Genomic DNA, 24,514 nt, shown 5'->3' on the forward strand with positions numbered 1-24,514 from the left:
CATCACCCCAGCATTTCCCGAAAAGCCTGTAAGCGGGTCTTTAATTGTTCTAAGGAAAAGTAATTTCGGTCCAAATGGTCTCCATCCAGAAAAAGTACTGGATATCCAGCAGCATTCAGAGACCTGCGCAGAAGAAATTCCATGCCTTGGCTCTGCCGACAACCCCACTGGTTACAGTGAATAACACCCTGCGCGCCATAGCCTTTCAGCCAAGCCAGGGTGCGCTTTATCCGCAAATCAGCCCGCATAAAGCGCAGACTATGTAAAACCTTTCTGGCCAGGGTCTCAAAAGGTCGTTCCACATTATACTCACCCTTATACACATCAGCAAATTCCTCAAATAAAACCTCGAAACCAAATTCTTCAAGAAGAGAATCAAGGCTTTGATTAATGAAGTAAGGTTTGAGGTGAAGCCAGATGACCCCGGCCTTACCAGCACAGGAAGACTTATTAGCCCCCTTGCTTTCTCGCAAAAGCTTTTCAAAAAAAGCAAGCGCTGTCTCGCTGCCCATAAACTGGTAATAGTAGGGCAGATATTCCAGATTTTTTGTTGGTGGAGAGAAAGAAATCTCTTTCTTGCGCCTTTTCGCTTCCAGCTCTTCAATTAATTCCCCAGTTTTTCGGGAAAGATGAAAAACGTCTTCCCAGGCAAAGGTAATCCTTAGCCTCCGGGAAAGAGAAGAGGCTATCTCCTCGAGTTGTCTTGCAACATAGAGCACTGCATCCTTGCTGTTTTGCAAAGGAACGTCGACTATATAACAGGGTACCTTCCAGATGAGAGAAAGCCATTTGAAAAAGCCAACCGTTCCCTGACAAATACCCGTTGTGGCAAGTAGGGCAGCTGGCCTGGGGAAAAAGCGTAGTAAGCTCATCCCTACTGCCAGACGGTGATAGCTACATAAGTCTCGGGAGAACCAGTTTTGGTCAGCTTCCCGGAAAGGGTAATGTGCAAGACCTAAGGCAGCAATTAATCCTCCCGCAATTTCTGGATAAAAAGCCTTGCAGGAAGCAGCGTGAATAAATTCACTGGGGAAAAAGAAACTCGCCCATATCACGGGCTTCTCCTGGCCATAAAGCTCCCGTATCTCCCTTATAGTGGTTGTGTACGAAAATTGAGCAAGATTGGGAACCGGCCATCTTTTGGCCAGCCATTTCTCGTAAATTTTTAGCAAGCGGAAAGGGTATCTCCATTGCAAAAAATACCCAGCAGTTTTAAGAAGCAGGTCTTTTCCAGGCATGGCCAGAAAGAGATTCATAAAAAGCTTCGATTCGTATTCGCCAGCGAGGCGCTTCTTCCTGTGAAGTGTCGTAATCAATGGCAAGCAAGGGCAGAGAAAGCTCCTTTTTAAGGAACGGCAACTCATAAAGCGAAAAATCACAAAACTTGGGATAAAAATATACTATCCCTAAAATTCCCAGGGAAGTTATAACCTTTTTCAACATGTCCAACCTTCGCAGATCATTTACTCGGGGGCAGGGAAGCAAAGACCGCAAATACAACTCGGAAAGAGCCAGAAAAGGGTCCCTTTCAGCTGCTACATCCAGCTTCCTAAGGTCCTCACTCAAAACTTTGCGCATCGCATAAGGCGAATCCTCAAAAACCAAAAAACCAGATTCTTCAAGCAGGGTGGTTACTTCCTGTATAAAAATATGGCCCCCAGAAAGGAGAATAGGAATGCCTGTTCTGACACCTGGTGGTGCATCAGCAAAGGGCAAATCCAGGAAATTCAATTTTCTTAAAGTATCTCCGTAAACAGAACCCTTGAAAAACAGTTCGCTCCACCTCGAACGCCACTTGAGGGAAGAAAGCGTTATCTCCAGCAATCGTTCTGCCACAGCAAGAGGCGTAATCCCCGACAAATTACCCAAATTGAAGGCCAGAAGACGCAAATTCTCTGCAAAGCGAGCCAGGGTCATCTTGTCTACATGATGGGGAACTTCCAGTAAAAAAAGGGGTATTTTATCGGCAAAAAGACGTTGTGAAACTTCATATAATCTGCGAGCAGCATCACAACTTCCCGCAAAAACTACAACATCCAGGCTATCGCGACCGGTGCTTTGTAGCCAGTCAACGAAAAACTTAGCTGTAGCACAAAACGGTACCGGGAAATAAGAAGCATCTCCTCTTAATTCAGGCCCTCTCAATTGCATCTGAAGGGGTTCTCCCCCACAAGCCAGAATCAACTCAAAAGGAACATAACGACAAAAAAAGCCTACCCGCACCAACGCTCACCCTCAAAGAAAGATAAATACCCACCATAGAAAACTCAGACAACCCAGTATGGTCAAAATGATTAAAAACACCCCACCCAACAGAACACCCACTACAAAAAGAGCCAGAGCCACCAGAAAACCCAGTACCAGGGGGAAGAGCAAAAAGGAAAGTAAAATCAGAACCAAAAAAATCAATGCTGCAGAGATAACGCGTATCAATTTACCGCACCCCAGGAAAAATTTTGATAGCTTTGACAGTCTTTAATTCCAAGCTTACTCCTTAACTTCAACTTCAGCACCTGAGGACTTAATGGCATATTTCATGATTTTCCCGGTAACCGTTTGGGGGAGTTCTTTAACGATTTCCACAATGCGTGGCACTTTATAGTGGGGCAGTCTTTGCTTGCAAAAACGAACAATTTGCAGGGGCTCCAAAGTAGCACCCTCAGCAGGTACGACATAGGCTTTAATCAACTCGCCTCGTACATCTCGTTTTACGCCTATAACTGCTGACTGGGCAACGCCCGGAAATTCCATTATTACTTCTTCAACTTCCCGCGGATAAACGTTGAAACCAGATACAATGATCAATTCCTTCTTTCTCCCCTCAATGTATAAAATGCCCTTTTCGTCTTTTTTGCCCAAATCACCGGTATAGAACCATCCACCACGAAAAGAACGGGCATTCTCTTCCGGATTGCGAAAATAGCCGGGAGAAATAGGGTCTCCAGAAAGTACAATTTCGCCAACTTCCCCAGGAGCAACCTCGTTCCCTTCTTCATCAACGATGCGCAGATGAATTGCATCAATAACCAGACCTGCAGAGCCCGGAATTCGTACCTCAGGAGAAGGATTAACAGAAACTACCGGAGAAGCCTCAGTAATCCCGTAGCCCTCTATAATTTTGAGACCAAAAGCATTCTCAAAATTTTCTCGAACCCGGGAAGGGAGTGCATCACCACCACAGATTAAAAGACGCAGGGGGTGAAGGTCAAATTTCTGACGAGCCCTGGCCCCAGCAAGTATCGAGAAAAGAGCAGGCACGCCCAGAAATACCGTGGACTGATAGTGCTTCAATGACTCAAGCAAGCCATCCAGAGGATAAAGTGAGGGCACGATGGTCAGCATCATGCCCTTGACCAGAGGCAAAAGATAAGCAATCGAGAAACCAAACACATGAAACATGGGAAGAACACCCAGCATTCTGTCCTCAGGAGAGATATCTACAAGGTCAAAGCAACTATCGATGTCTGAAAGAATGTTGTGGTGAGTCAACATAACCAGTTTGGGAATGCCCGAAGTGCCTGAAGTGGCAAAAAGAGCAGCAACCGGACTTTCCAGAGCAGGGAACTGTTCTCTGAAGGAAAGTGGTTTACTCCGAAAAATAAGGTTGCCATTCTCCTCAAGCAAGGCCTGAGGCAGATTTTCAGCAAGCACCTTTTCCTTCCAGGTAATAATTAGACTGGCATCAGCAAGACTGAAAATCTTTTCTATAAAATGCTCTGGATAGCGTGGAGAAACTGGAAGTGGTACAACACCCAGCTCAAAACAAGCCAGAATGAGCCGCAGTGCAAACCAGTTGTTCGGCAAAACCAGCAACACCCTCGAACCACTTTTAACGCCCGCCCTATCAAGCTCTCTGGCTACCTGCTCAATTTCTCCAACAAGTTCAGAGTACCTAAGAGTAAAGTCGCCCTGAGAGACTGCTATTTTATCCCTGTATTCTCTGGCTACTCTCTTTATACGCTGTGGTATGGTCTCGAGCAAAGCTCCCACCGTCCTTGCAAGTTTTTTCTATTCTACCACAGCACATAAAAGCCCAAAACTTCCCCGCCACCACAACGGCGACCCCTTGATAAAGGAAGGTCAAAGGCCTAAAATGAAAGAAACAGGGTCTTTAGGGTTTGCATTTGTCTTCTGCTCAGGGAGGGATGTGCTTTGGAGGTTACCGTCAACCAGAAAAAGCTCATTCTTGTGCAAGGAGATATAACCAAACAAGAAACGGATGCCATTGTAAATGCCGCCAATTCCCGTCTCGCTGGAGGAGGTGGCGTGGACGGTGCTATTCACCGCGCTGGCGGTCCAAAAATCGCCGAGGAATGCCGCAAAATAGGGGGGTGCCCTACTGGAAAAGCAGTGATTACCTCAGGCGGCAATCTGAAAGCAAAATACGTTATCCACGCAGTAGGACCGGTATACCGAGGAGGAACTCATGGTGAAGCAGAGCTTCTCAAAAGTGCCTATCTTTCAAGCCTGGAAATCGCCGAGCAAAAAGGTCTTCGTTCTATCTCTTTTCCTTCTATCAGCACCGGAGCTTATGGTTATCCAATAAAAGAGGCCTCTCAGATTGCTCTGGAGACTGTCCTTGACTATCTTATGGAACACAAAGACTCCCCACTCCAGGAAGTATACTTTGTGCTGTATACTCCTTTTGATTATAGCGTGTATGCAGAAACCCTGCGCCGATTAGCAGAACATAAAGGGTTGAGCGTCTCTGGGGTGTGATGGCACTCAACCCTCAAAGACATTTTGCAACAAAAATTCGGCACACTTTCTGAAAGCCAGAGCACGATGACTAAAACGATTTTTAAAGTTTTCACCCAGCTCGGCAAAGGTTTTCTGATAAGGGGGGAAGATAAATATGGGATCGTAGCCAAAACCGCCTTTACCGGAGGCTTTATCCGCTATAAATCCCTCACAAACACCTTCAAAAAGCCGTTCCCCACCTCCCCATACCAAAGCCACTACGCAAACAAAGCGGGCCTTGCGTTCTTCAGGGGGTGCGTTCTGTAAAAGTTCGAGAATTTTCGCATTCCTTGCTTCTGCGCTGTCAAGCCCGTAAAACCTTGCCGAATATATGCCTGGAGCTCCCTTTAGATAATCAACTTCCAGACCTGAATCCTCAGCCAGAACGATTTTCCCCGCTACTTCAAACCCCCGCCGAGCCTTCAAAAGCGCATTTTCGGCATAGCTTTTTCCCGTTTCTTCAATTTCACCAATGTGAGCAACTTCACCGATACCACGCACCTGGATACCAAAGGGAGCCAAAATAGCTTTCACTTCCCGGAGTTTGCCCTGGTTGCCAGTAACCAGGAAGACTTCACGAGTGTCTTTCACGGCAACCCCCGTTCAAAAAGGCGTTTCTCAAGGTCAATAATTTCTCCGATGCCTTTCTCCGCAAGATCCAACAGGCGGTTCAGGGCTTCGCGATCAAAGGGGCTGCGCTCAGCAGTCCCCTGAACTTCTACCAGCTTGCCACTCCCTGTCATCACCACGTTCATATCTACTTCCGCGTTGGAGTCTTCCTCAAAGTCAAGATCCAGCAGTTCTCTTCCTTCAACTACTCCCACACTTACAGCTCCCAGGTAATCCCTCACTATACCTCGAGACAAAATGCCTCGATCAACACACCCCCAGAGAGCTTCAACCAGGGCTACAAAAGAACCAGTGATAGCCAGTGTCCTGGTGCCACCATCTGCCTGAATAACATCACAATCCACCATAAAAGTTCTCTCACCGAGACTGCTCAAATCAACCACAGCTCGCAGGACCCTGCCAATGAGGCGCTGGATTTCGTGTGATCTACCTCCAATTCTCCCTTTCACCGAATCCCTGATGTTCCGTGTAGTGGTAGCTCGGGGTATCATCGCGTATTCAGCGGTTATCCATCCCTGACCACTGCCTTTTAAGAATGGGGGCACCCGATCTTCAATAGACACTGAACACACGATGCGGTTATTACCTGCTTCTATCAGCACCGAACCCTCCGCATATTTGAGGTAACCCTGATGGATCACAATCGGCCTTATTTCGTCTGCTTTTCTACCGTTCTTTCTCATCCCCTGTTCTTCCTTTCTTCTGCCCAGATAAGCTCCCAACTCCTGAAAACTATTGAATCTTTGCAATGGTTTTTTCATCCCTTCCCAAGGGTCTCGAAATATCAATATGACCACACAGTGTATCTTTATCCTCTCCATCAACCAGGATTTTAACCCTCTCTATCCCCATTCCCAGCCCGGTCAAGGTATTCACCAGAGAAAAAACACTCAAAAACTCCTGACTGGTGCCACCAGATTGCCCGGAAATCATTTCTTCGCTGAGGTCCACATAAGCAGTCCCATCCTCAACAAATATCGCGTTAAGTCTGGTATCCTTGGGGATAGGGCTGTAAAGGCCTTCGGTCTCTGGGCCTTTCAGCAAAGCTTCGACTACATTCTCGAGAAAATGGGCATCATTTTTAACCGCCCTTTTTTCTCCAAAAAGATAGATAAAGTTTTCGTCAGTAAAATAGAGAACCACCTCTTTTTCTCCCTGAGATGATGCACTACCTTGAGAAAGAGGAGATTCCTGAGATTCTTCAAGAGGCACCACCACTCGCGGAGTAGCTTTCTCCTCGCTTCTTTCCACCCCTTTTTTGTTAACGAAAAGCAATTCGCCTCCATACACTACAGCAAAAAACAAGCCGACTCCAATGAGAAGATAAAGGAGAGCTTGCAAAACAAAACTTAAGTTTTTTCTGGAACGCTTTCTACCTTTTCTCATTGCCCATTACCTGAAACATACTGCTTTAATTTGGAAGAATTGCGAAAGGCCACAATTCCCTCCGCTATGCCCTGCACAAGCCGATCCTGGAAAGTCGGGGAAGCCAGGTTTTTTGCTTCAGCAGGATTGCTTAAGAAACCCACTTCCATAAGACAGGCAGGGAATAGCACATCGCTCAGTACAATAAGAGGAGCCGTCTTGATACCTCGATCAAGCTGGCCCGTTTTCCTGGTTATGCCGCCAAGCAATAAACGAGCAAGCTCTGCAGCAGCTTCCCGACTCTTCAGGTAAAAACCACTACTGAACATTTTGTCCCACTTACCGTTTCCGTCCAAATTTGTTTCCAGTTGAAATATCTGGTTTTCACGAGCAGCGACTTCTTGAGCTCCTTCTCCCCGATAGTAAGTATCACCGACAAAAATTTCCACTCCCCGGGCCGAAGGTACAGGAGCGGCATTGCAGTGAATGCTCAAAAAAGCAAAAGGCCGTCTTGTGTTTGCTACTTGCATGCGCTCTGAAAGGGTGGGGTAGACATCCGTGTCACGGGTAAGATACACCTGGAATCCTTTTTCTTCCAAGACCTTTTTAAGTTTTAGAGAAATAGCAAGCACAATATCTTTCTCTCGGTAACCATTTTGCACACAACCTGGGTCTTTGCCACCATGACCCGGGTCGATAACTACTACATCGAGATTGACAAAATCCTCAGGAAGGAGTATTTCGGTCGCCGGCGCTTTTTCCTCAACCCTGGGCTCTGCTTCAGGCTTTATATTTTCAGAAACCGATGTCTCCGCTTCTACCGAATCCACAAGGTCGAGGAAAATACGCGGCTTGTTCCCACCAAGAACGCCCTTTACAACCTTAACCGGTCTCTCTAGAGAAACGCGAACCACTGTTTTTCCTGCTTCCTCATAAACCCGAACATCACGGACTCGCCCATCCTCAATCCGAATCAGTTCGCCCACGCCTGGGCCAGGGGCGCAGTTATCGAGATAAAGAAAAACCTGGGATTCGGCTTGTCGCATCTCATGCAAGGGTGGTTCTTTTGAGAAATCAAGAGTAACCCTGGTTTTTCCCTGATCCCGATGGGTATAAAAGCGTACCCCCGCCAACAAGTTTTGGGACGAAGCCGTTTGCGGAAGAGAGGAGGTTTTCGGCACTTCTGGAGGAGATGGTGTCACGGAAGAAGGGGCTTCAACCTGAGCTTGCAAGCCAACTTGCCAACCAAAAAACTGTTCAAGAAGGGTTGTGTCCACATAGACAGTATGATCCACAACCACAACTTGGTTAGGTTCCAGCTTCAAAACCTCGCCGCTTTCTGATACCGCCTCACCTTTGTCAAGCGCTATAGTCCAACTGGCATCCTTATACACCAGGCGTACCTTTTTCATGATGGGGGAATAATAACTGATCCCTCCTATCTCAGGGAACAGTTCTTCCACTGCAACCAGGCTCTGCGTCCCTCTGCTAAGCAGAGAAACTTCTTGAAGCAGCGTTTCACCATCGATTTTTATCTCAAGCTGAACCTTTGCTCCCCAAGCCCAGGGATTGAGCAACAAAAAAAAGAGGGATAACCAGAATAACACTATCCAAAGCGGCTGCTTCTTAAAAAGGAGCCATGCCTTCTTCTTGATCATCTACAGGTATATCCTCCAGATCTCCCAGAATTTCTTCCTCGGCATCAGCCGCATCAAAAGTAAAAGGCTCAGGCGCTTCAAAATCGCTTCCAAGATCGGGAATTTCTTTAACTTCTTCCTGCACCGCAGGTTTGACGGGTGTTAGGAATTGTATGTTCTCGGCTCTCACTTCATAGCTAACTCGCTTCCCACCGTTGCGGTCTTCCCAAGAGCTGGAACGTAACTCTCCAACCACCGCCACTCTCGAGCCCTTAGAGAGATAACGGGCACAGAGCTCTCCGAGCTTGGACCAGGCAGCTACAGTAACAAAAGTAGTATCATCTACAAAGTTACCGTTTTTGTCCCGGTAACGCCTATTCATGGCAATGCTGAAACGACAAACTGGTGTGCCCTGGGGAGTAAAGCGTAAGTCGGGGTCACGCACCAGATTACCAATTCCGAAAAAATAATTAATATCTCGACGCATCTGAACATACCCCCATCATGGTCTCTTATTATTTTACAACTTATTCAAAGCTTACCGAAAACTTTTTCGTTCCACTGCCAGGAAAAGTTGACCAAACTCTTATAATATAATAGCTACGTAAAATCACGGGGGAGACGATGAAACACTTTTTCTTTATACCAGAAAAAGCACTGGAAGAAAAGGTGACCCAGAAACTCCAGGAAGAAATACGTAACCTGGATCCCCAAGCAGAGGTTACTATCTATCCTGCTCTGGATTCTTCTTCCGAAAAAGAGTATCGGCAGAAAAGTAAATCTCCTTTTACCAGTTTGACTGAATTTCTCAATCTCTATTTACGGTTTCGCCGTTATCTGCGACCCAGAAAACAGCTTGAAGAAACAGAGCTGGTTTACTTTGGAAACCGGCTAAGTTATTTTTTTCTGCTTCACTTTCTCGCTCACAAAAAAATAATTTGGGTTAGGGTCTCTCGAGACCTCAACGAACGAAGAATTTCTTTTTTTCAAAAACTTATGATATCGAAAAGCGTCGAGGTAATTTTAACCGACGACCAGAGAATGAATCGTCATTACAGGCAGAATCTTCTACCCAGCTACTTTGTTGGCAATATCCTGGTTGATCTCTGTCCTCCATCCAGCTTTGAATTTCTTCATGGCAAAAACCCGATTCTCGCTTTCTTTCCCAAAACACAGGAGTTTGAAGAAGAGCTCCTTAATGCCCTGGAGCTCACGGAGGTCCTTTGCTCCAACACCCACAAACACTACTTTCTTCTGGTAATTCCCAAAGGAGTTTCCACCAAAAAAACAAAAGAAATCGCTGAAAAAAAGGCTGGTTTTATTGTCGAAGTTTCGAAGGGGACATTGTTGAAGGATATTTATGGAAACAATCCAAGTATATCAACTTGACCCGTTTTTACAGCGAAGCGCTGGAGCAAGCAGAGTTGGTGTTGAGCAACAACCCCGTTCGCATTATTCAGGCAGCAGGTATGGGCAAGAGAGTTCTATATACCGATTGCAAAACGCCGCAAGAAGTTATCCAGATTCTCAACAATCAGATTTTTTTCTTCGAATACTGCCGCTCCATGTGGGATCGCTTTGGAAAAAAAGGAGGACTAAGACGCCTTGCCGCCTATCTCCTCTGGGGCGTGGTGGAAGATCAGAGGTTTAACCAATACCTCTTAAAGAAAGGAGCCGGATCATGAAAGGCTTTGTTCCCTGGGATATCGATCGAAGATTGCAAGCATTCCTTGAGGAAGATCTTGGGTTTGATGACATTACCACCCAGGGTCTGGGAGAACTTTCCTTACTTCCGGTGAAAGCCTTCATAAAAGCCAAAAGTGATGGAATAATGGCTGGAGGTCCTTTCGCAGTCAGAATATTTTCTTTACTGGATCCTGAAATCCAGCACACCATCCTGGTAGAAGAAGGCAAGGCCTTTCACAAGGGAGACACCCTGATAGAACTTCGGGGAAAAGCAAGAGGAATCCTAATGGGAGAAAGAGTGGCCCTCAACTTGCTGCAGCGGCTCTGCGGTATTGCTACCAAAACCCATATGATGGTAGAAGCCATAAAAGGCCTCCCCGTGAAAGTTGCCGATACCCGCAAGACCAGCCCTGGACTGCGCATCTTTGAAAAGTATGCAGTCCGTTGCGGCGGCGGAACCAATCATCGCCTGGGACTCTATGATTGCGTACTGATAAAAGACAACCACATAGCACTATGTGGCTCAGTAAAAGAAGCCGTCCGCAGAATAAGACCATCTGTTCCCTTTACGGCCAAAATCGTAGTAGAGTGTCGCTCCCTGCAGGAAGTCGAAGAAGCTCTGGAAGCGAAAGCAGATGTAATCATGCTGGATAACATGCCCCTTGAGGAGCTACGCAAAGCTATCAGTCTGGCCAAAAACAAAACAATCGTTGAAGTCTCCGGCGGAGTAGATCCTACCAGCATACGTTCTATTGCCGAACTGGGTCCCGACATTATCTCCACTGGCTATGTAACCCACCAAGCAACCTGGATTGACATAAGCCTCTCCATTGAAAGATTAGACCCATGAAATACGATGTTTTAGTTATCGGCAATGGAATAGCTGGGGGTATTGCTGCTCTATTGCTGGCCAAAAGCGGCAGGCGAGTGCTGGTAACCACCAAAGGAGAGAGTTTTGAAGAATCAAACACTGCTCAAGCCCAGGGAGGAATCGTGTTTCGTGGTGAGAACGACCACTGGACGCTCCTTTTCAAAGACATTATGGAAGCTTCCAACTACTCCTCATGGGAGAAAAGCGCCAGGTGGGTTTGTAAATTAGGACCTTATCTTGTAGAAAAAATTTTGATAAAAGAACTGGGCATTCCCTTTGACCGAAGCTGCGACGGAAAGTGGGAACTCTTCCAGGAAGGTGCTCACTCCAGGAGAAGAATACTGCACGTTAAAGACTACACTGGCAAGGTCATTCAGGAAGCCATTAATCAGCGTCTCAAAAAAGAACCCAAAATAGAAGTCAAAAATAATTTTTTTGCTCTGGAGCTCATAACTTCCAACCAGCTCCCCGAAATATTCTGGCGTTACGGCAAGAACTCTTGTCTGGGAAGCTATTTCCTGGACACAAAAAGCAATGTTATAACTCCAGTTTTTGCAGACTATACCATTCTTGCCACAGGGGGTTTAAATCAGATATACAAATACGCTTCAGGAGGAAAATGGTGTACCGGAGATGGCTTTGCAATGGCTAAAAGAGCCGGCTGTTCTCTAATTAATATGGAGTTTATCCAGTTTCACCCCACTATTTTATATAAACCAGGGTCAACTTCCACTCTCCTCATCTCCGAAGCGGTAAGAGGCGAAGGTGCGGAATTAGTGGACGCAGACGGCAAACCCTTCATGAAAAAGTACCACCCCTTAGGTAGTCTGGCTCCACGGGATATTGTAGCCAGAGCTATCTTTCAGGAAATGGAAAAAAAGAGGTTGCCATGCGTATATCTGGACCTTTATCGAAAAATGCAACCCCAAAAAATACGAGAAACCTTTCCCTACATCTACCAGGAAGCACTAAAGCAGGGTATAGATATCACTCGAGAGCCCATACCTGTCGTTCCTGGAGCCCATTTTGCCTGCGGTGGTGTGCGCATCGATACCCGAAGCAGAACTGATATAGAAAGACTTTACGCTGTGGGCGAAGTAGCCTGTAGTGGGGTGCATGGCGCTAATCGTTTGGCTTCGGTAAGCTTGCTCGATGGACTTACCTTTGCCTATCTTGCGACGAAAGACATTCTTGCTCAAAAAACCGCCTCCCCCCGTTTGCCCACCAAACTTCCTTTCCTGCCCCCAGCAGGTGAGGCTCCACCTGAATCCTTGCTTTCTGAGCTAACTCATGAAATACAAGAAATTATGTGGAAGAAAGTAGGGCTTTTGAGAAATGGTAAAGAATTAAGAAAGGCAATGCAAAAACTCCTGAAGCTCAGATGCCGGGTCTTGCAACTGTTTGAAACCTTTGGCGTATCCCAACCACTCAAAGAATTAGAAAACCTGGTTGAGGTTTCTTTAATGGTTGCAAAGGCAGCTCTTGATAATCCTTTTTCTTTAGGAACTCACTACCGAAGCGACCAACTAACCTAACTAAAAAATTAATCGCTCCAGGAAACTACACGTTTCCTACGAGTTCTCAAGTCGTTAACCACGTGGGAAACCTTGAAGCTTTTTAGTCCTTCCCGGGTATACAGAGCGAAATAAAAACTCCAGGTAGGCTGTTCCTTAACCAGAATTTGAGCCAAAGCTCGGGCAAGTTTTTCAGGATCATGACGCGTAGGAAATTCTGAAGAAAGAAGGTGCGACTTGATTATCTTCAGGCCAGGAGGCAATACTTCAAGGTCAACGGATACCGGATTGATGCCCTGAGCTAATATTCTTTCCAGCTCTTCTGCGGGGGGAATTTCCTCATTGACCAACACATAATTAACTCGGGAAGGCGGCAAGAATTGAAATAGGGCCTCAAGATGGTCGGAAAGAGTAAAGCCATCAGTCTCTCCGGGTTGGGTAGTAACATTACACACAAAAACCAGAGGAGCTGGAGATTGCAAGATTGCTTCACGCACCTCCCGAACAGCTAAATTACAAAGTACGCTGGTGTAGAGACTTCCCGGACCAAGCACAATCATATCGGCTTTAGCAATGGCTTCCAAAACTTCTGGCGTGCTCTTTACATCCTGCGGGTCTAAGAAAAGCTTTCGTATCCTTTTTCCACACTGTCCAATATTGGACTCCCCGGTAATAATTGCCCCGTCATCGCATTCCGCCTTAAGAACAACGCTTTCCAGTGTGGTAGGCAACACTTTGCCTCGCACCGCCAGCACCCGGCTGGATTCCAGGATCGCTTTCTGAAAATCGCCGGTTATCTGGGTAAGTGCGGCTATGAAAAGGTTCCCAAAATTGTGCCCATTGAGGCTGTTGCCATGGCTGAAACGGTGGTTAAACAGCTCCCTCATGAGTGGCTCGCAATCAGCCAGAGCTACCAGACAGTTGCGGATGTCACCCGGAGGCAGCAAGCCCATCTCCTGGCGCAACTTTCCAGAGCTTCCTCCATCGTCAAACACGGTAACTACTGCAGTTACATTAGAAGTGTACTCCTTTATTCCGTGCAGCAGGGTGTGCAAACCATGGCCTCCGCCTATGGCCACAATGCTGGGGCCCTTCTCCAGCTGTCTTTTCCTGAAAATAGTTTGAGCGACCTCTTCGTGAGTGTCGGGCCTGATGGCGCTTATAATAGAACGATTCATCTTTTGCAATCCATACACAACCAGCGCTATACCACCGGCAATCCAAAACAGCCCGAAACAAACTCCTAACCAGTAACTACGAATGAGTTCGTATACCAGCGTTCTCCAGGAATAATAAATGATTCGCAAATAGGGCACGGAAAGAATCAGGCTCAAACCCAGGGATATAAGTAAAACACCTGCAATGGCTATAATTAACCATCTCTTGACTTTCATTCCAGGATAGAGCCAGCGTAGCATGCTTTTCCACTTTCGTCTGGAGAAATCCATTTTCAACCTCCAGCTTTCTCTGAAAAACACTTATATTATACTACTAAGTGCAATGCCTTCTTTTATAATGTATAAGGAACAAAAAGGAGGAACCAGGATTGCCCGAGGAGAAAATCGGCGATAATCTGAGCGACGTTAAGACCAAAAACCGTTCTCTGGTGCTCAGGCTGGTCAAAAAGCGAGGGTTTTTATCGCGGATAGAGTTAGCCCGGATAACCGGTCTAACCCAACCCACCATAACCAACATCGTGAACGACCTGATAAAAGCAGGTTTGCTCATTGAAGTGGGCACTTCGGACACCAGAGCGGGAAGAAAGCCCATTCTTCTGGCTTTCAACGACCAGGCTTTTTACGTGGTGGCCATTAGCTTCAAGAAAAAGGGGTTCACAGTAGCCCTTACTGACCTGGGACCCAACATTCTGTATCGCCGCGACTCAAACTACAGCTTGCTCGAAAATACGGAAATGACCTTGGTAGAGCTCCAGAAGGAATTCATTCACGTTTTAGAATACGCTACTCAATCTCTCAGCCTAATTCTTGGGATTGGGGTCAGCGTCCCTGGACCAGTAGATCCAGAGTCCTTTACCATTCTGGCCCATCCCGTTTTTCTTGCTCATCGCAACTTGGATTTAAGACCCGTCCTTAGAGAGTATGATCTTCCTATCTTCATGATGAACAATGCTTACGCGGCTTGTCTTCATGAAACCTGGGGAGGAAAAGCTAAAGAAGCAAAAAACCTGATTTATTTCATGGTTGGCGAAACGGTTGGGGCAGGTATCATGGTAGACGGGAAACTGTACCAGGGAGCCGATCAAAAAGCTGGGGAGATAGGACATACCAGCATAAACGTGTTTGGTCCTCGCTGTGTTTGTGGAAATTACGGCTGTATGGAACTTTACTGCAGCACCAAAAGCGCGATAGAAAAAGCCCTGGAAGCAGCCTGGCTTGGAAAAAGTTCTTTCCTAAAAAAACGGTTGCGGGAAAAAGAAAACACTCTTTCTTTTCAAGACCTGCTTGAAGGAGCCAAAGGCAACGACCCGATTTGCAAAGAAATATTTGCTTCTCTGGGCCAATATGTAGGCATAGGAGCGGTGAACCTGCTAAATCTTTACAACCCTGAGGTTCTGGTAATCGGAGGAGAAATTGCTCTTGCCAGAGAATTCATAGAAAGCTCTGTTCAGCAAGTAATCGAAGAACGACTTCTTTATCGAGATTACACCAGCTCTGTAATATACTATTCCCAGTGGGGAGAGGATGTTACCCTGTTGGGCGCAGCATCTTTGGTTCTGGACCATTTCATTGCTGGAGATTTAGGGAGATTTTAAGGACGTTTTTCAAGATAAATTAGCACCTTGTTGGGTAGACAGGCAATAAATCCCCCATTGTCGGGAATTCTGCCCATTCGCATACAGGTTTTGTCTGGACAAGGTGAACTGGCTACCCATACTTTTCCTTCTTCTATTTGAACCACCGTCTGACCCAGGGGACCTGACACTCGCAATTCCTTTTTGAGCTCAGGCGTAACCTGCAAGACTTGTTTTCCACTGGCACTTTCTATAATAACGACGTAACTCTGGATACTCCCAGCAAAATAACCATATTTCAGAAAAAAAAGAACCAGGAAAACAATGCCTATCGCTATCAACAACAAACGATTCTCACGAGAAAAAAGAGGTATCTTCACCCATCTCTACCACCGTTTTAGCTGCCAGCTAAAGACTTTTTAATCACTTCCATTTCGTGGAGAAGCATTACCAAACCACTTTCCAGACATTCGTTTCTGAGGGCTATGTGAGCAGGAACTCTGATAAGAGCTGGAGAAAAATTCCATATTCCTTCGACACCAGCTTCGACAAGTATATCTGCAACCCCCTGCGCCTCACGAGGAGGAACAGCAATAATACCTAAACAGGCCTCCAAAGTCTTTGCCTTTTCCTTTAGCTCCTCCACTGGATAAACCCAAACCCCTCCGACTTCTCTACCGTATTTCTGAGGGTCTTTATCGAAAGCACCCACTATCCTTACCCCATAGCGCAGGAAACCCGGATAATTGAGCAATGCCCTGCCCAGGTTTCCAGCACCAACCAAAACCGCATTTCGGTCTTTCTTTAATCCAAAAACCTCTTCAAGTCTATTGATTATCTCCTCAACCGGATACCCTTTGCGGGGAACACCCTCCAGGTTCACAGAGGCCATATCCTTGCGAATCTGGGTTTCATCCACCCCCAAAAGAAGAGCCACTTTAGAGCTGGTTATAAACTCAACTCCAAGAGCTCGCGCCTCTCGAGCCAAATAATAACACCTGACGAGTCGTTGCGCTGTCCGCTTGGAAAGATTTTTCAATGTTTTTCCTCCTCAACAAAAATAATAATTCCTTTTTTATTTTAACATTTTAACGTCCCAGAGCTAATAGAAGCTGGTTCCCCTAAAAGCCCCACCAGGTAGCTCCTTGTAAAATTTATACCTACTATTTATAATATGGTCGGGACAAAACGGATAATTGTGGAGAGGTGGCTGAGCTGGACGAAGGCGCCCGCCTGGAGAGCGGGTAGGCAGGTGTTGAGCCTGTCTCGTGGGTTCGAATCCCACCCTCTCCGCCAAGATATGCCTCTGACCACGCTAGATGGGGAGTTAGCGGTGCCCTGTAACCTGCAATCCGCTATAGCAGGGTCGAATCCGGCATAAGGTGCTTTTCTGTAGCGCAGGTCTTGGTAAGGGGCGATGAAAGTCGGGTCTTGCGCAACGAATCCTTGTCAACCCCGCCAGGCCCGGGAGGGAGCAACGGTACGCAAGGCTCTTCGGGTGCCGCAAGGGTGCCTGACTGGAGCAACCTGCCCGGATTTCGGCTGTAGAAAAGTCATCGAGTGTCGGTGCGTGGTCAGAGGCAGTTTGTCGAAAAGCGGGTTTTGTAGAGTTTCTGGTTGAGGTGTAAATTTTGGACTATCTGGTACTATACCGTAAGTGGAGGCCACTGCGCTTTGAGGAAATAGCTGGCCAAGAAATACCTGTAAAAATACTAACCAACAGCATCAAGAAATCCTCTATACATCACGCTTATCTTTTCTGTGGACCTCGCGGGGTTGGAAAAACCACCACAGCCCGCATTTTAGCCATGGCTCTCAACTGTGAGAAAGGCGTAACCACAACACCTTGTGGAAAGTGCAAAAACTGCACAGCCATCATTTCGGGTGGTTCACTGGATGTGGTAGAAATAGATGCGGCAAGCCACCGTGGAATCAATGAAATAAGAGATCTGCGAGAGAGAATAAAATACGCCCCACTTCAGTGCCGCTTTAAGGTCTACATCATAGACGAAGTTCATATGTTAACCCAGGAAGCCTTCAATGCCCTCTTGAAGACACTCGAAGAACCTCCACAACACGTGATATTTGTCCTGGCCACGACCGACCCCCAACGTCTTCCTGACACCATTCTTTCGCGATGCCTGAGAATAAATTTCAACGCTATTTCCGAAGAAGACATTGTTAAACAGTTAAAAAAAATCGCCCAGGCTGAAAATCTCGACATTGGTGAAGACCTGCTTTATAGGATCGCCCTGAAAGCAAAGGGTTCCCTACGAGACGCTGAAGTATACCTGGAGCAGCTCCTGGTGTGGGGCGAGGAAATAAATTGGGAAACCGTTTCGCAAATTTTGAGAGAACCAGACGACCAGGAAATGGACGACTTTGTGGAAGCCCTAAAAAGAGGTGACGAAAAAAGAGCAATTGTGATTTTCAACGGATGGATAGACAAGGGATTCAGCAGTGAGAACATATATTATAGTTTACTTGCTTACTTTCGAAATCTACTGATTTTCGCTTTGACTGGTGAAAAGAGACTGGCCCACGTCTCTCCCCAGCGTTCGGTAAAGCTAAAAGAACTACTTCAAGATTTCTCCATCCAACAGATACAGAAGATTCTAAAAGATTTCCAGGAAATAGAAGCCCTACTGCGCCATTCGCTTAATCCGCAAATTGTACTGGAACTGCGTATACTCCAGATAGCTCAGGAGTTAAGCAAAGGGAAAGAACGCGCCGAAGGTAGCGTTCCTCTCACATCTCCGGAAAGTGTTAGTAAACCCGAACAGAACGAAAAAGTGCCACCTGCTTCGGAACGTCCCCAAGATCCTTTCAGGGTTCATTGGCAAGAAATCCTCAAAACCATCAAAAATGAAAAAATATCCCTTTACGCTTTCCTGCAAGCTGCGGAGTGCAAGCTTGAAAACGAAAACAATGTAGTACTTTCTTTCGCTCCCTGCTATCAATTTCATAAAGAAAGTGTGGAAAGAAGCGATAACCTGTCCCTTCTGAAGGAAATATGCCAGAAAATAACCGGAAAAAACCTCCTTATAAAATGTGTAATTGATGAAAGTGTAACTTCTGCGGCTTTAGAAAATCCTTCCAAACCACAAAAAAATCCATTAAACGAACCCCCCACCACCAGACCTACACCCCAAACAAGAGTAATGGAAAAGACACCCACTCCTCCTTCCAATAACGGAGCTCTTTCTCTAAGTGAGGTCTGTGAAATGTTTTCCGGTTTGCTGGTTGGTTACTCTTCAAAAGACCATATGAAAGGTGGTTTAGAGGATGCAGAACTTCAGGAATCTTCTTAAGGAAGCCCAAAAGATGCAAGCCAAAATAGCTAAGGTACAGGAAGAACTAAAAAATAAAGTCGTGGAAGCTACCAGTGGCGGAGGAATGGTCAAAGTGACCTGCAACGGTCAGCAAGAAATTTTAAAAATCGAAATTGATCCCGAGCTCCTTGAAGAAAAGGATGTAGAAATGCTTCAAGATCTGGTCATGGCGGCTGTCAACGAAGCGCTAAATCGCTCTCGAGAAATGCTTCAAGAAGAACTGGGTAAAATTACCGGGGGTGCACAGTTTCCCGGCTTCTTTTAAGGGTGGTAACCATTGAGAGACTTGCAAGTTCTACCAGAAGCAGTAAGTAAATTGCTTACCAGTCTTACCAAGTTGCCGGGCATTGGACCAAAAAGTGCCCAGCGTATTGCTTTTTACTTAGTAAAAGCACCTCGTGAAGAGATACAGCTCTTTTATCAGGCCCTAAAAGAGGTAGGAGAAAAAATAAAACATTGCTCAATTTGCGGCTTTTATGCAGAAGGAGAGGTCTGTAAGATATGCCAGGATGCTTCTCGGGACCGCAGTACCATTTGTGTGGTGGAAAAACCACAGGACGTTATTGCCTTAGAGCGCACCAGTTATCGGGGTTTATACCATGTTTTACAGGGTTCTCTTTCTCCGCTATCTGGCAAAACACCCCAGGACCTCTCGATCGAGGAGCTGCTACAAAGAATTCAGAAAGGCAACATAAAGGAGGTGATTCTCGCCACCAGTCCCTCTGTAGACGGAGAAGTAACTGCTCTTTTTATAGCTCGTAAACTTCGCACTTTCCCAATCAAAATCTCCATAGTTGCACGAGGATTGCCCCTGGGCGGCGATTTGGAACTCGCCGACGAACTTACCCTGGCCCAAGCCTTAGAAGGAAGAAAAGAGCTTCACGTAGATTAAAGAAGGGAGGATTCAACTTGAGAAAACCACTGGAAATACGCTGGCATGGAAGGGGCGGACAGGGAGTGGTTACCGCCTCCAAAGTTCTTGCTGAAGCACTGTTACAAGCAGGTAAATACTTTCAAGCTTTTCCAGAGTACGGACCAGAAAGAATGGGAGCACCAGTAAGAGCGTACAACCGGGTAAGCGACCAGCCCATCAGAATCCATTGTGGCGTAACCAACCCGGAGTTTGTAATAGTGGTAGACCCCACTCTGCTTTCTTCCGGTGACATTCTGGACGGTTTAGTACCCGGAGGCACTGTAATTGCCAACTTCGAAGGAACTCCTCAGGAACTCAGGGAGAAGTTGGCTATTAAAAACGGGAAGGTGGTCACCGTAGATGCTTCCGGGATATCTCGGGAAATCCTGGGAAGAGTGGTGGTCAACACTCCCATGCTTGGAGCGCTGTGCAAGGTCTTTGATGGCGTATCCCTTGAAGTAGTTGCTGACGCAGTAAAACATCAGTTTGGAGAAAAATTACGGCAAGAGATTATTGATAAAAACATCGCTTGCTTAAAAAGAGCTTACGAGGAGGCGCAAATAGCATGAGCAAGCTAAAAGGATGGAAAGAGTTAACACCCGGGGGCATAATCACGGAAGCTGGTAATGCCCGGGAATACAAAACAGGAGACTGGCGAACTGAAAGACCTGAAGTTGACAAGGAAAAATGCATAAACTGCCTGTTTTGCTGGGCTTACTGCCCCGACGGATCAGTGCTGGTAGAAACCGAAAAGGGCATAATGAGTGGTTTCGATTACGACCACTGCAAGGGCTGTGGCATCTGCGCCAGCATTTGCCCCGTAAAGGCAATAACTATGATCCCTGAGCGATGAGCCCGGAAAGAGAGGTAGATTAACATGGGAAAAATAATGGGTATGAACGGAAACGCTGCCGTTGCTTATGCAATGAAACAGATTAACCCTGATGTGGTGGCTGCTTATCCTATCACCCCTCAAACTGACTGCGTGGAGCGTTTCGCAGAATACGTTAGCGAAGGACTGGTAGATACTGAATTCGTTACTGTGGAGAGTGAACACAGTGCGATGAGCGCCTGCGTGGGAGCTGCAGCTGCAGGAGGAAGAGTAATGACTGCCACTTCTGCCAACGGCCTGGCTCTCATGTGGGAAATAGTTTATATCGCTGCCAGCATGCGGTTGCCCATAATTATGATGGTTGCCAATCGAGCCCTCTCGGGCAACATCAACATTCACTGCGACCACTCTGACACTATGGGGGCGAGAGACGCCGGATGGATTCAGCTTTTCTCAGAAAACGCCCAAGAAGCTTACGACAACATGATCCAAGCAGTAAAGATAGCTGAAGACATGAACGTCCGCCTTCCTGTTATGGTTACTCAGGACGGTTTTATCATCAGCCACGCCATGGAACGAATTGAAACGCTTGAAGATGACGAAGTCAAAAACTTTATTGGACCTTATCAGCCCCGCTACCCACTCTTAGACATAGAACACCCTGTAACCTATGGACCCCTGGACCTATTCGACTACTATTTTGAGCACAAAAGATCCCAAATCGAAGCTATTGAAAATTCCCCCAAAATCATTGAAAAGGTAGGAGAAGAATTTGGGAAACTCTCCGGGCGCTACTATGGTCTCATCGAAAAATACAAATTGGACGATGCTGAACTAGCCGTAGTGGCTCTGGGTTCAACCTGCGGTACGGCTAAAGACACCGTTGACGCTCTCCGCGAAAAAGGAAAGAAGGTTGGACTTCTCAAAATACGCTGTTTCCGTCCCTTCCCCAAGGAAGCAATTATTAAAGCCCTGGCTCCACTCAAAGCAGTTGCCGTTCTGGACCGCTCCGTTTCCTTCGGCGCCTTTGGCGGTCCGGTATTCACCGAAATTCGTTCTGCTCTGTACGACGCCGAAAGCAAGCCTCTGATCATGAACTTTATCTATGGTCTGGGCGGAAGAGATATCTTCCCTGCCGACATAGAACAAGCTTTCCTTAAGGCAGAAGAAGTGGCTCAAAAAGGTCGAGTTGAAAAGCACATTGATTATCTGGGCTTGAGAGAGTAAGGAGGTAACAACCATGCCAACCCTTAAAGAGCTGGTAAAAAGACCAGAAAGACTGACTCCGGGACACAGGCTTTGTGCTGGTTGTGGAGCCCCAATCGCGGTAAGACTTATTCTAGCTGCTGCAGACAAGCCAGTTATAGCTTCTAACGCTACCGGGTGTCTTGAAGTAGCCACAACCATTTTTCCTTATACCGCCTGGGCCATTCCCTGGATTCACAACGCTTTTGAAAATGCAGCTGCTACCATTTCTGGAGTAGAAGCCATGTACCGAGCTAAAAAGAAAAGAGGAGAAATCCAGGAAGACATATACTTCATAGCTTTCGGAGGCGACGGAGGAACTTACGACATAGGACTTCAGTCGCTGTCTGGAGCTCTGGAAAGAGGACATCGCTTTGTTTACGTTTGTTACAACAACGAAGCATACATGAATACTGGAATTCAGCGCTCAAGCGCTACCCCCCTTGGAGCCTGGACCACTACCAGTCCGGTGGGCAAAGCTGTTCCTGGCAAAACTCAATGGAGGAAAAACCTTACCGAAATTGTAGCAGCACATGGCATTCCTTACGTAGCCCAAGCTGCTCCTTCCAACTGGAGAGACTTAACCACCAAAGCTGAAAAAGCCTTCCACACCGACGGACCAGCATTCATAAACGTCCTTGCTTCCTGCAACCGAGGCTGGAGACATCTTCCTTCGGAAACCATTCAAAACATGCAGCTTGCCGTGGACTGTTGCATCTGGCCTCTTTATGAAATTGAAAATGGCAAATATCGCCTGACCTATAAACCCAAAGAAAAGAAACCCGTTGAAGAGTGGCTTAAGACTCAGGGTAGATTCCGCCATCTCTTCTCACCAGAAAACAGACACCTCATTGACGAATTCCAGAAATACGTTGACCAGGAATGGGAAAAGCTCCTCAAAAAATGTGAGGAGTAAGCGATCTTACCAGAAAATGGCATTCCATGCGGAATGCCATTTTCTGGTAATCTTTTAAGGATTATCCCAGGATTATCCCAGGATTATCCCAATATAACCTCAAAGGTAATTCTGAACCCATTGACAACCTCCAACTCCTGTGTTAAATTATCTCTTGCCCTTCAGGGGCAAAAAGTGAAGCGCACCTTGAAAAGTAAATATTCCGCCTACTTCCTTGAGTATGAGAAACCAATCAGCCAAGGTTAAACTCTCTCAGTGAGAATCTCTTCTCCTCCTTTGCGAGGAGAAGGTATAGATTTGTCATGGAGGGTTTGATCCTGGCTCAGGACGAACGCTGGCGGCGCGCCTAACACATGCAAGTCGTACGCAGCTTTCTTCCTTTCTTATGAAAGGAGGAAAGGCTGAGTGGCGAACGGGTGAGTAACACGTGAGTAACCTGCCTTCAGGAGGGGGATAACCACTCGAAAGGGTGGCTAATACCCCATACACTCAGTACCCGCAGGGGTATTGAGGAAAGCTGGCCTCTGCTCTGCAAGCTGGCGCCTGGAGAGGGGCTCGCGGCCCATCAGCTAGTTGGTGGGGTAATGGCCTACCAAGGCGACGACGGGTAGCCGGCCTGAGAGGGTGTCCGGCCACACTGGGACTGAGACACGGCCCAGACTCCTACGGGAGGCAGCAGTGAGGAATCTTGGGCAATGGGCGCAAGCCTGACCCAGCGACGCCGCGTGGGGGACGAAGGCCTTCGGGTCGTAAACCCCTGTTCTGGGGGAAGAAAACACAGGAGGTGAATAGCTTCCTGTGCTGACGGTACCCCAGGAGAAAGTTCCGGCTAATTACGTGCCAGCAGCCGCGGTAATACGTAAGGAGCGAGCGTTGTCCGGATTTACTGGGCGTAAAGAGCTCGTAGGCGGCTTCTCAAGTCTCACGTGAAAGCCCCCGGCTCAACTGGGGAGGGTCGTGGGAAACTGGGAAGCTTGAGGGCAGGAGAGGAGAGTGGAATTCCCGGTGTAGCGGTGAAATGCGTAGATATCGGGAGGAACACCAGTGGCGAAGGCGGCTCTCTGGCCTGTCCCTGACGCTGAGGAGCGAAAGCCAGGGGAGCAAACCGGATTAGATACCCGGGTAGTCCTGGCCGTAAACGATGGGTACTAGGTGTGGGAGGTTCGACCCCTTCCGTGCCGAAGCTAACGCATTAAGTACCCCGCCTGGGGAGTACGGCCGCAAGGTTGAAACTCAAAGGAATTGACGGGGGCCCGCACAAGCGGTGGAGCATGTGGTTTAATTCGATGCAACGCGAGGAACCTTACCAGGGCTTGACATGCTGGTGGTAGGAGCCCGAAAGGGTAACGACCTCCACTTCGGTGGAGGAGCCAGCACAGGTGCTGCATGGTTGTCGTCAGCTCGTGTCGTGAGATGTTGGGTTAAGTCCCGCAACGAGCGCAACCCTTGCCCTTAGTTGCTACCGGGTAAGCCGGGCACTCTAAGGGGACTGCCGGCGACAAGCCGGAGGAAGGTGGGGATGACGTCAAATCCTCATGGCCTTTATGCCCTGGGCTACACACGTGCTACAATGGCCGGTACAAAGGGTTGCGAACCCGCAAGGGGGAGCTAATCCCAAAAAACCGGCCCCAGTTGGGATTGCAGGCTGCAACTCGCCTGCATGAACGCGGAATCGCTAGTAATCGCGCATCAGCCACGGCGCGGTGAATACGTTCCCGGGCCTTGTACACACCGCCCGTCACACCACGAAAGTCAATTCCACCTGAAGTCGCTGGGCTAACCCCGCAAGGGGAGGCAGGCGCCTAAGGTGGGGTTGATGATTGGGGTGAAGTCGTAACAAGGTAGCCGTAGGGGAACCTGCGGCTGGATCACCTCCTTTCTAAGGAGTATAAAGGGGAAGTAGGCGGAATATTTTCTTGGTGTGTAAAGTGGGGATGTAGCTCAGCTGGGAGAGCGCCTGCTTTGCAAGCAGGAGGTCACGGGTTCAAGTCCCGTCATCTCCACCAGGTTTTGGAGGGCTAAACAGGGTGTATCAACAGCATTTAATCTCTCAGGCATTTACCTTAAAAGCCACCAGAATT

General features: G+C 47.3%; 25 protein-coding genes, 2 tRNA genes, 1 rRNA gene and 1 other RNA gene. 17 read left to right on the forward strand and 12 right to left on the reverse strand.

Going from position 1 to position 24,514, the window contains the following annotated elements; translation table 11 throughout:
* Window positions 1-2: 2 nt before the first annotated feature.
* From ACKTT1_RS11500 to ACKTT1_RS11515, 4 genes are read right to left on the reverse strand one after another with little or no spacing between them, the layout of a single operon-like run.
* Window positions 3-1,256, reverse strand: coding sequence for a 2-hydroxyacyl-CoA dehydratase subunit D (locus ACKTT1_RS11500; protein ID WP_412709677.1), 1,254 nt, complete (start codon window positions 1,254-1,256; stop codon window positions 3-5).
* Window positions 1,213-2,223: a 2-hydroxyacyl-CoA dehydratase gene (locus ACKTT1_RS11505; protein WP_412709678.1), complete on the reverse strand. Its 1,011-nt coding sequence runs from the start codon at window positions 2,221-2,223 to the stop codon at window positions 1,213-1,215. The genes ACKTT1_RS11500 and ACKTT1_RS11505 overlap by 44 nt, the downstream gene beginning before the upstream one ends.
* 12 nt (window positions 2,224-2,235) lie before the next feature.
* Window positions 2,236-2,433, reverse strand: a complete 198-nt coding sequence (locus ACKTT1_RS11510) for a hypothetical protein (RefSeq protein ID WP_369018212.1) — start codon at window positions 2,431-2,433, stop codon at window positions 2,236-2,238.
* A gap of 54 nt (window positions 2,434-2,487) precedes the next feature.
* Window positions 2,488-3,990: a class I adenylate-forming enzyme family protein gene (locus ACKTT1_RS11515; protein ID WP_369018211.1), complete on the reverse strand. Its 1,503-nt coding sequence runs from the start codon at window positions 3,988-3,990 to the stop codon at window positions 2,488-2,490.
* A gap of 162 nt (window positions 3,991-4,152) precedes the next feature.
* Between ACKTT1_RS11515 and ACKTT1_RS11520 the strand changes: the two genes are divergently transcribed.
* Window positions 4,153-4,719, forward strand: coding sequence for an O-acetyl-ADP-ribose deacetylase (locus ACKTT1_RS11520; RefSeq protein ID WP_369018210.1), 567 nt, complete (start codon window positions 4,153-4,155; stop codon window positions 4,717-4,719).
* 6 nt (window positions 4,720-4,725) lie between these two features.
* Here the strand turns inward: ACKTT1_RS11520 and rdgB are convergent, their stop codons facing one another.
* The 5 genes from rdgB to ACKTT1_RS11545 are packed head-to-tail and all read right to left on the reverse strand — an operon-like array spanning window position 4,726 to window position 8,859.
* The gene (gene rdgB / locus ACKTT1_RS11525) at window positions 4,726-5,331 is read right to left on the reverse strand and encodes an RdgB/HAM1 family non-canonical purine NTP pyrophosphatase (RefSeq protein ID WP_369018209.1); all 606 of its coding nucleotides are present in this window, start codon (window positions 5,329-5,331) and stop codon (window positions 4,726-4,728) included.
* Entirely contained in the window at window positions 5,328-6,053 is a 726-nt protein-coding gene (gene rph / locus ACKTT1_RS11530) for a ribonuclease PH (protein ID WP_369019443.1), read from the reverse strand. Before rph ends, rdgB begins: the two co-directional genes overlap by 4 nt.
* Before the next feature lie 49 nt (window positions 6,054-6,102).
* The gene (locus ACKTT1_RS11535; protein WP_369018208.1) at window positions 6,103-6,756 is read right to left on the reverse strand and encodes a GerMN domain-containing protein; all 654 of its coding nucleotides are present in this window, start codon (window positions 6,754-6,756) and stop codon (window positions 6,103-6,105) included.
* Window positions 6,753-8,393, reverse strand: a complete 1,641-nt coding sequence (locus tag ACKTT1_RS11540) for an N-acetylmuramoyl-L-alanine amidase family protein (protein WP_369018207.1) — start codon at window positions 8,391-8,393, stop codon at window positions 6,753-6,755. The genes ACKTT1_RS11535 and ACKTT1_RS11540 overlap by 4 nt, the downstream gene beginning before the upstream one ends.
* Window positions 8,362-8,859: a single-stranded DNA-binding protein gene (locus ACKTT1_RS11545; protein ID WP_369018206.1), complete on the reverse strand. Its 498-nt coding sequence runs from the start codon at window positions 8,857-8,859 to the stop codon at window positions 8,362-8,364. Before ACKTT1_RS11545 ends, ACKTT1_RS11540 begins: the two co-directional genes overlap by 32 nt.
* 137 nt (window positions 8,860-8,996) lie before the next feature.
* Here ACKTT1_RS11545 and ACKTT1_RS11550 point away from each other — a divergent pair, with 137 nt between their 5' ends.
* From ACKTT1_RS11550 to ACKTT1_RS11565, 4 genes are read left to right on the forward strand one after another with little or no spacing between them, the layout of a single operon-like run.
* Window positions 8,997-9,761 carry a hypothetical protein gene (locus tag ACKTT1_RS11550; RefSeq protein ID WP_412709679.1) on the forward strand — a complete coding sequence of 255 codons (765 nt, stop codon included), beginning with the start codon at window positions 8,997-8,999 and terminating at the stop codon, window positions 9,759-9,761.
* The gene (locus tag ACKTT1_RS11555; protein ID WP_412709680.1) at window positions 9,758-10,057 is read left to right on the forward strand and encodes a hypothetical protein; all 300 of its coding nucleotides are present in this window, start codon (window positions 9,758-9,760) and stop codon (window positions 10,055-10,057) included. The genes ACKTT1_RS11550 and ACKTT1_RS11555 overlap by 4 nt, the downstream gene beginning before the upstream one ends.
* Window positions 10,054-10,908: a carboxylating nicotinate-nucleotide diphosphorylase gene (gene nadC / locus ACKTT1_RS11560; protein ID WP_369018204.1), complete on the forward strand. Its 855-nt coding sequence runs from the start codon at window positions 10,054-10,056 to the stop codon at window positions 10,906-10,908. The genes ACKTT1_RS11555 and nadC overlap by 4 nt, the downstream gene beginning before the upstream one ends.
* Window positions 10,905-12,464: an L-aspartate oxidase gene (locus ACKTT1_RS11565; protein WP_412709681.1), complete on the forward strand. Its 1,560-nt coding sequence runs from the start codon at window positions 10,905-10,907 to the stop codon at window positions 12,462-12,464. The genes nadC and ACKTT1_RS11565 overlap by 4 nt, the downstream gene beginning before the upstream one ends.
* Window positions 12,465-12,472: 8 nt before the next feature.
* Here ACKTT1_RS11565 and yvcK read toward each other — a convergent pair whose 3' ends face one another.
* Complete coding sequence (yvcK, locus tag ACKTT1_RS11570) at window positions 12,473-13,891, reverse strand: uridine diphosphate-N-acetylglucosamine-binding protein YvcK (RefSeq protein ID WP_412709682.1); 1,419 nt, start codon at window positions 13,889-13,891, stop codon at window positions 12,473-12,475.
* A gap of 98 nt (window positions 13,892-13,989) precedes the next feature.
* Here yvcK and ACKTT1_RS11575 point away from each other — a divergent pair, with 98 nt between their 5' ends.
* The gene (locus ACKTT1_RS11575) at window positions 13,990-15,216 is read left to right on the forward strand and encodes an ROK family protein (protein ID WP_412709683.1); all 1,227 of its coding nucleotides are present in this window, start codon (window positions 13,990-13,992) and stop codon (window positions 15,214-15,216) included.
* On the opposite strand, the gene ACKTT1_RS11580 is transcribed toward ACKTT1_RS11575, so the two are convergent.
* Both ACKTT1_RS11580 and ACKTT1_RS11585 read right to left on the reverse strand, forming a co-directional pair.
* On the reverse strand, window positions 15,213-15,575 hold the full coding sequence (locus ACKTT1_RS11580) for a NusG domain II-containing protein (protein WP_412709684.1): 363 nt from the start codon (window positions 15,573-15,575) through the stop codon (window positions 15,213-15,215). The genes ACKTT1_RS11575 and ACKTT1_RS11580 overlap by 4 nt on opposite strands.
* 17 nt (window positions 15,576-15,592) lie before the next feature.
* Complete coding sequence (locus ACKTT1_RS11585; protein ID WP_412709685.1) at window positions 15,593-16,234, reverse strand: redox-sensing transcriptional repressor Rex; 642 nt, start codon at window positions 16,232-16,234, stop codon at window positions 15,593-15,595.
* 161 nt (window positions 16,235-16,395) lie between these two features.
* Between ACKTT1_RS11585 and ACKTT1_RS11590 the strand changes: the two genes are divergently transcribed.
* The 11 genes from ACKTT1_RS11590 to ACKTT1_RS11640 all read left to right on the forward strand — a co-directional run bounded on the left by ACKTT1_RS11590 (window position 16,396) and on the right by ACKTT1_RS11640 (window position 24,439).
* Window positions 16,396-16,491 (forward strand) — tRNA-Ser (locus ACKTT1_RS11590).
* Window positions 16,492-16,505: 14 nt separating this feature from the next.
* Window positions 16,506-16,769: signal recognition particle sRNA large type (gene ffs, locus ACKTT1_RS11595), an RNA gene on the forward strand.
* A gap of 57 nt (window positions 16,770-16,826) precedes the next feature.
* Window positions 16,827-18,506, forward strand: coding sequence for a DNA polymerase III subunit gamma/tau (gene dnaX / locus ACKTT1_RS11600; protein WP_412709686.1), 1,680 nt, complete (start codon window positions 16,827-16,829; stop codon window positions 18,504-18,506).
* Entirely contained in the window at window positions 18,481-18,792 is a 312-nt protein-coding gene (locus ACKTT1_RS11605) for a YbaB/EbfC family nucleoid-associated protein (protein WP_369018198.1), read from the forward strand. The genes dnaX and ACKTT1_RS11605 overlap by 26 nt, the downstream gene beginning before the upstream one ends.
* A gap of 21 nt (window positions 18,793-18,813) precedes the next feature.
* The gene (gene recR / locus ACKTT1_RS11610; protein ID WP_369019441.1) at window positions 18,814-19,419 is read left to right on the forward strand and encodes a recombination mediator RecR; all 606 of its coding nucleotides are present in this window, start codon (window positions 18,814-18,816) and stop codon (window positions 19,417-19,419) included.
* Window positions 19,420-19,436: 17 nt separating this feature from the next.
* Entirely contained in the window at window positions 19,437-20,009 is a 573-nt protein-coding gene (locus tag ACKTT1_RS11615) for a 2-oxoacid:acceptor oxidoreductase family protein (RefSeq protein ID WP_369018197.1), read from the forward strand.
* Window positions 20,006-20,293: a 4Fe-4S binding protein gene (locus ACKTT1_RS11620; protein WP_369018196.1), complete on the forward strand. Its 288-nt coding sequence runs from the start codon at window positions 20,006-20,008 to the stop codon at window positions 20,291-20,293. Before ACKTT1_RS11615 ends, ACKTT1_RS11620 begins: the two co-directional genes overlap by 4 nt.
* 24 nt (window positions 20,294-20,317) lie before the next feature.
* Window positions 20,318-21,499 (forward strand): pyruvate synthase subunit PorA, encoded by a 1,182-nt coding sequence (gene porA, locus ACKTT1_RS11625; protein WP_369018195.1) that lies wholly within the window; start codon window positions 20,318-20,320, stop codon window positions 21,497-21,499.
* Between the two features lie 13 nt (window positions 21,500-21,512).
* Window positions 21,513-22,433, forward strand: coding sequence for a thiamine pyrophosphate-dependent enzyme (locus ACKTT1_RS11630; RefSeq protein ID WP_369018194.1), 921 nt, complete (start codon window positions 21,513-21,515; stop codon window positions 22,431-22,433).
* A gap of 299 nt (window positions 22,434-22,732) precedes the next feature.
* Window positions 22,733-24,312, forward strand: a 16S ribosomal RNA gene (locus tag ACKTT1_RS11635).
* Between the two features lie 51 nt (window positions 24,313-24,363).
* Window positions 24,364-24,439, forward strand: a tRNA-Ala gene (locus ACKTT1_RS11640).
* The last annotated feature ends 75 nt before the right edge of the window (window positions 24,440-24,514 follow it).

Origin of the sequence: Atrimonas thermophila (genome assembly GCF_045864955.1) — a bacterium.
GTDB lineage: Bacteria > Atribacterota > Atribacteria > Atribacterales > Thermatribacteraceae > Thermatribacter > Thermatribacter velox.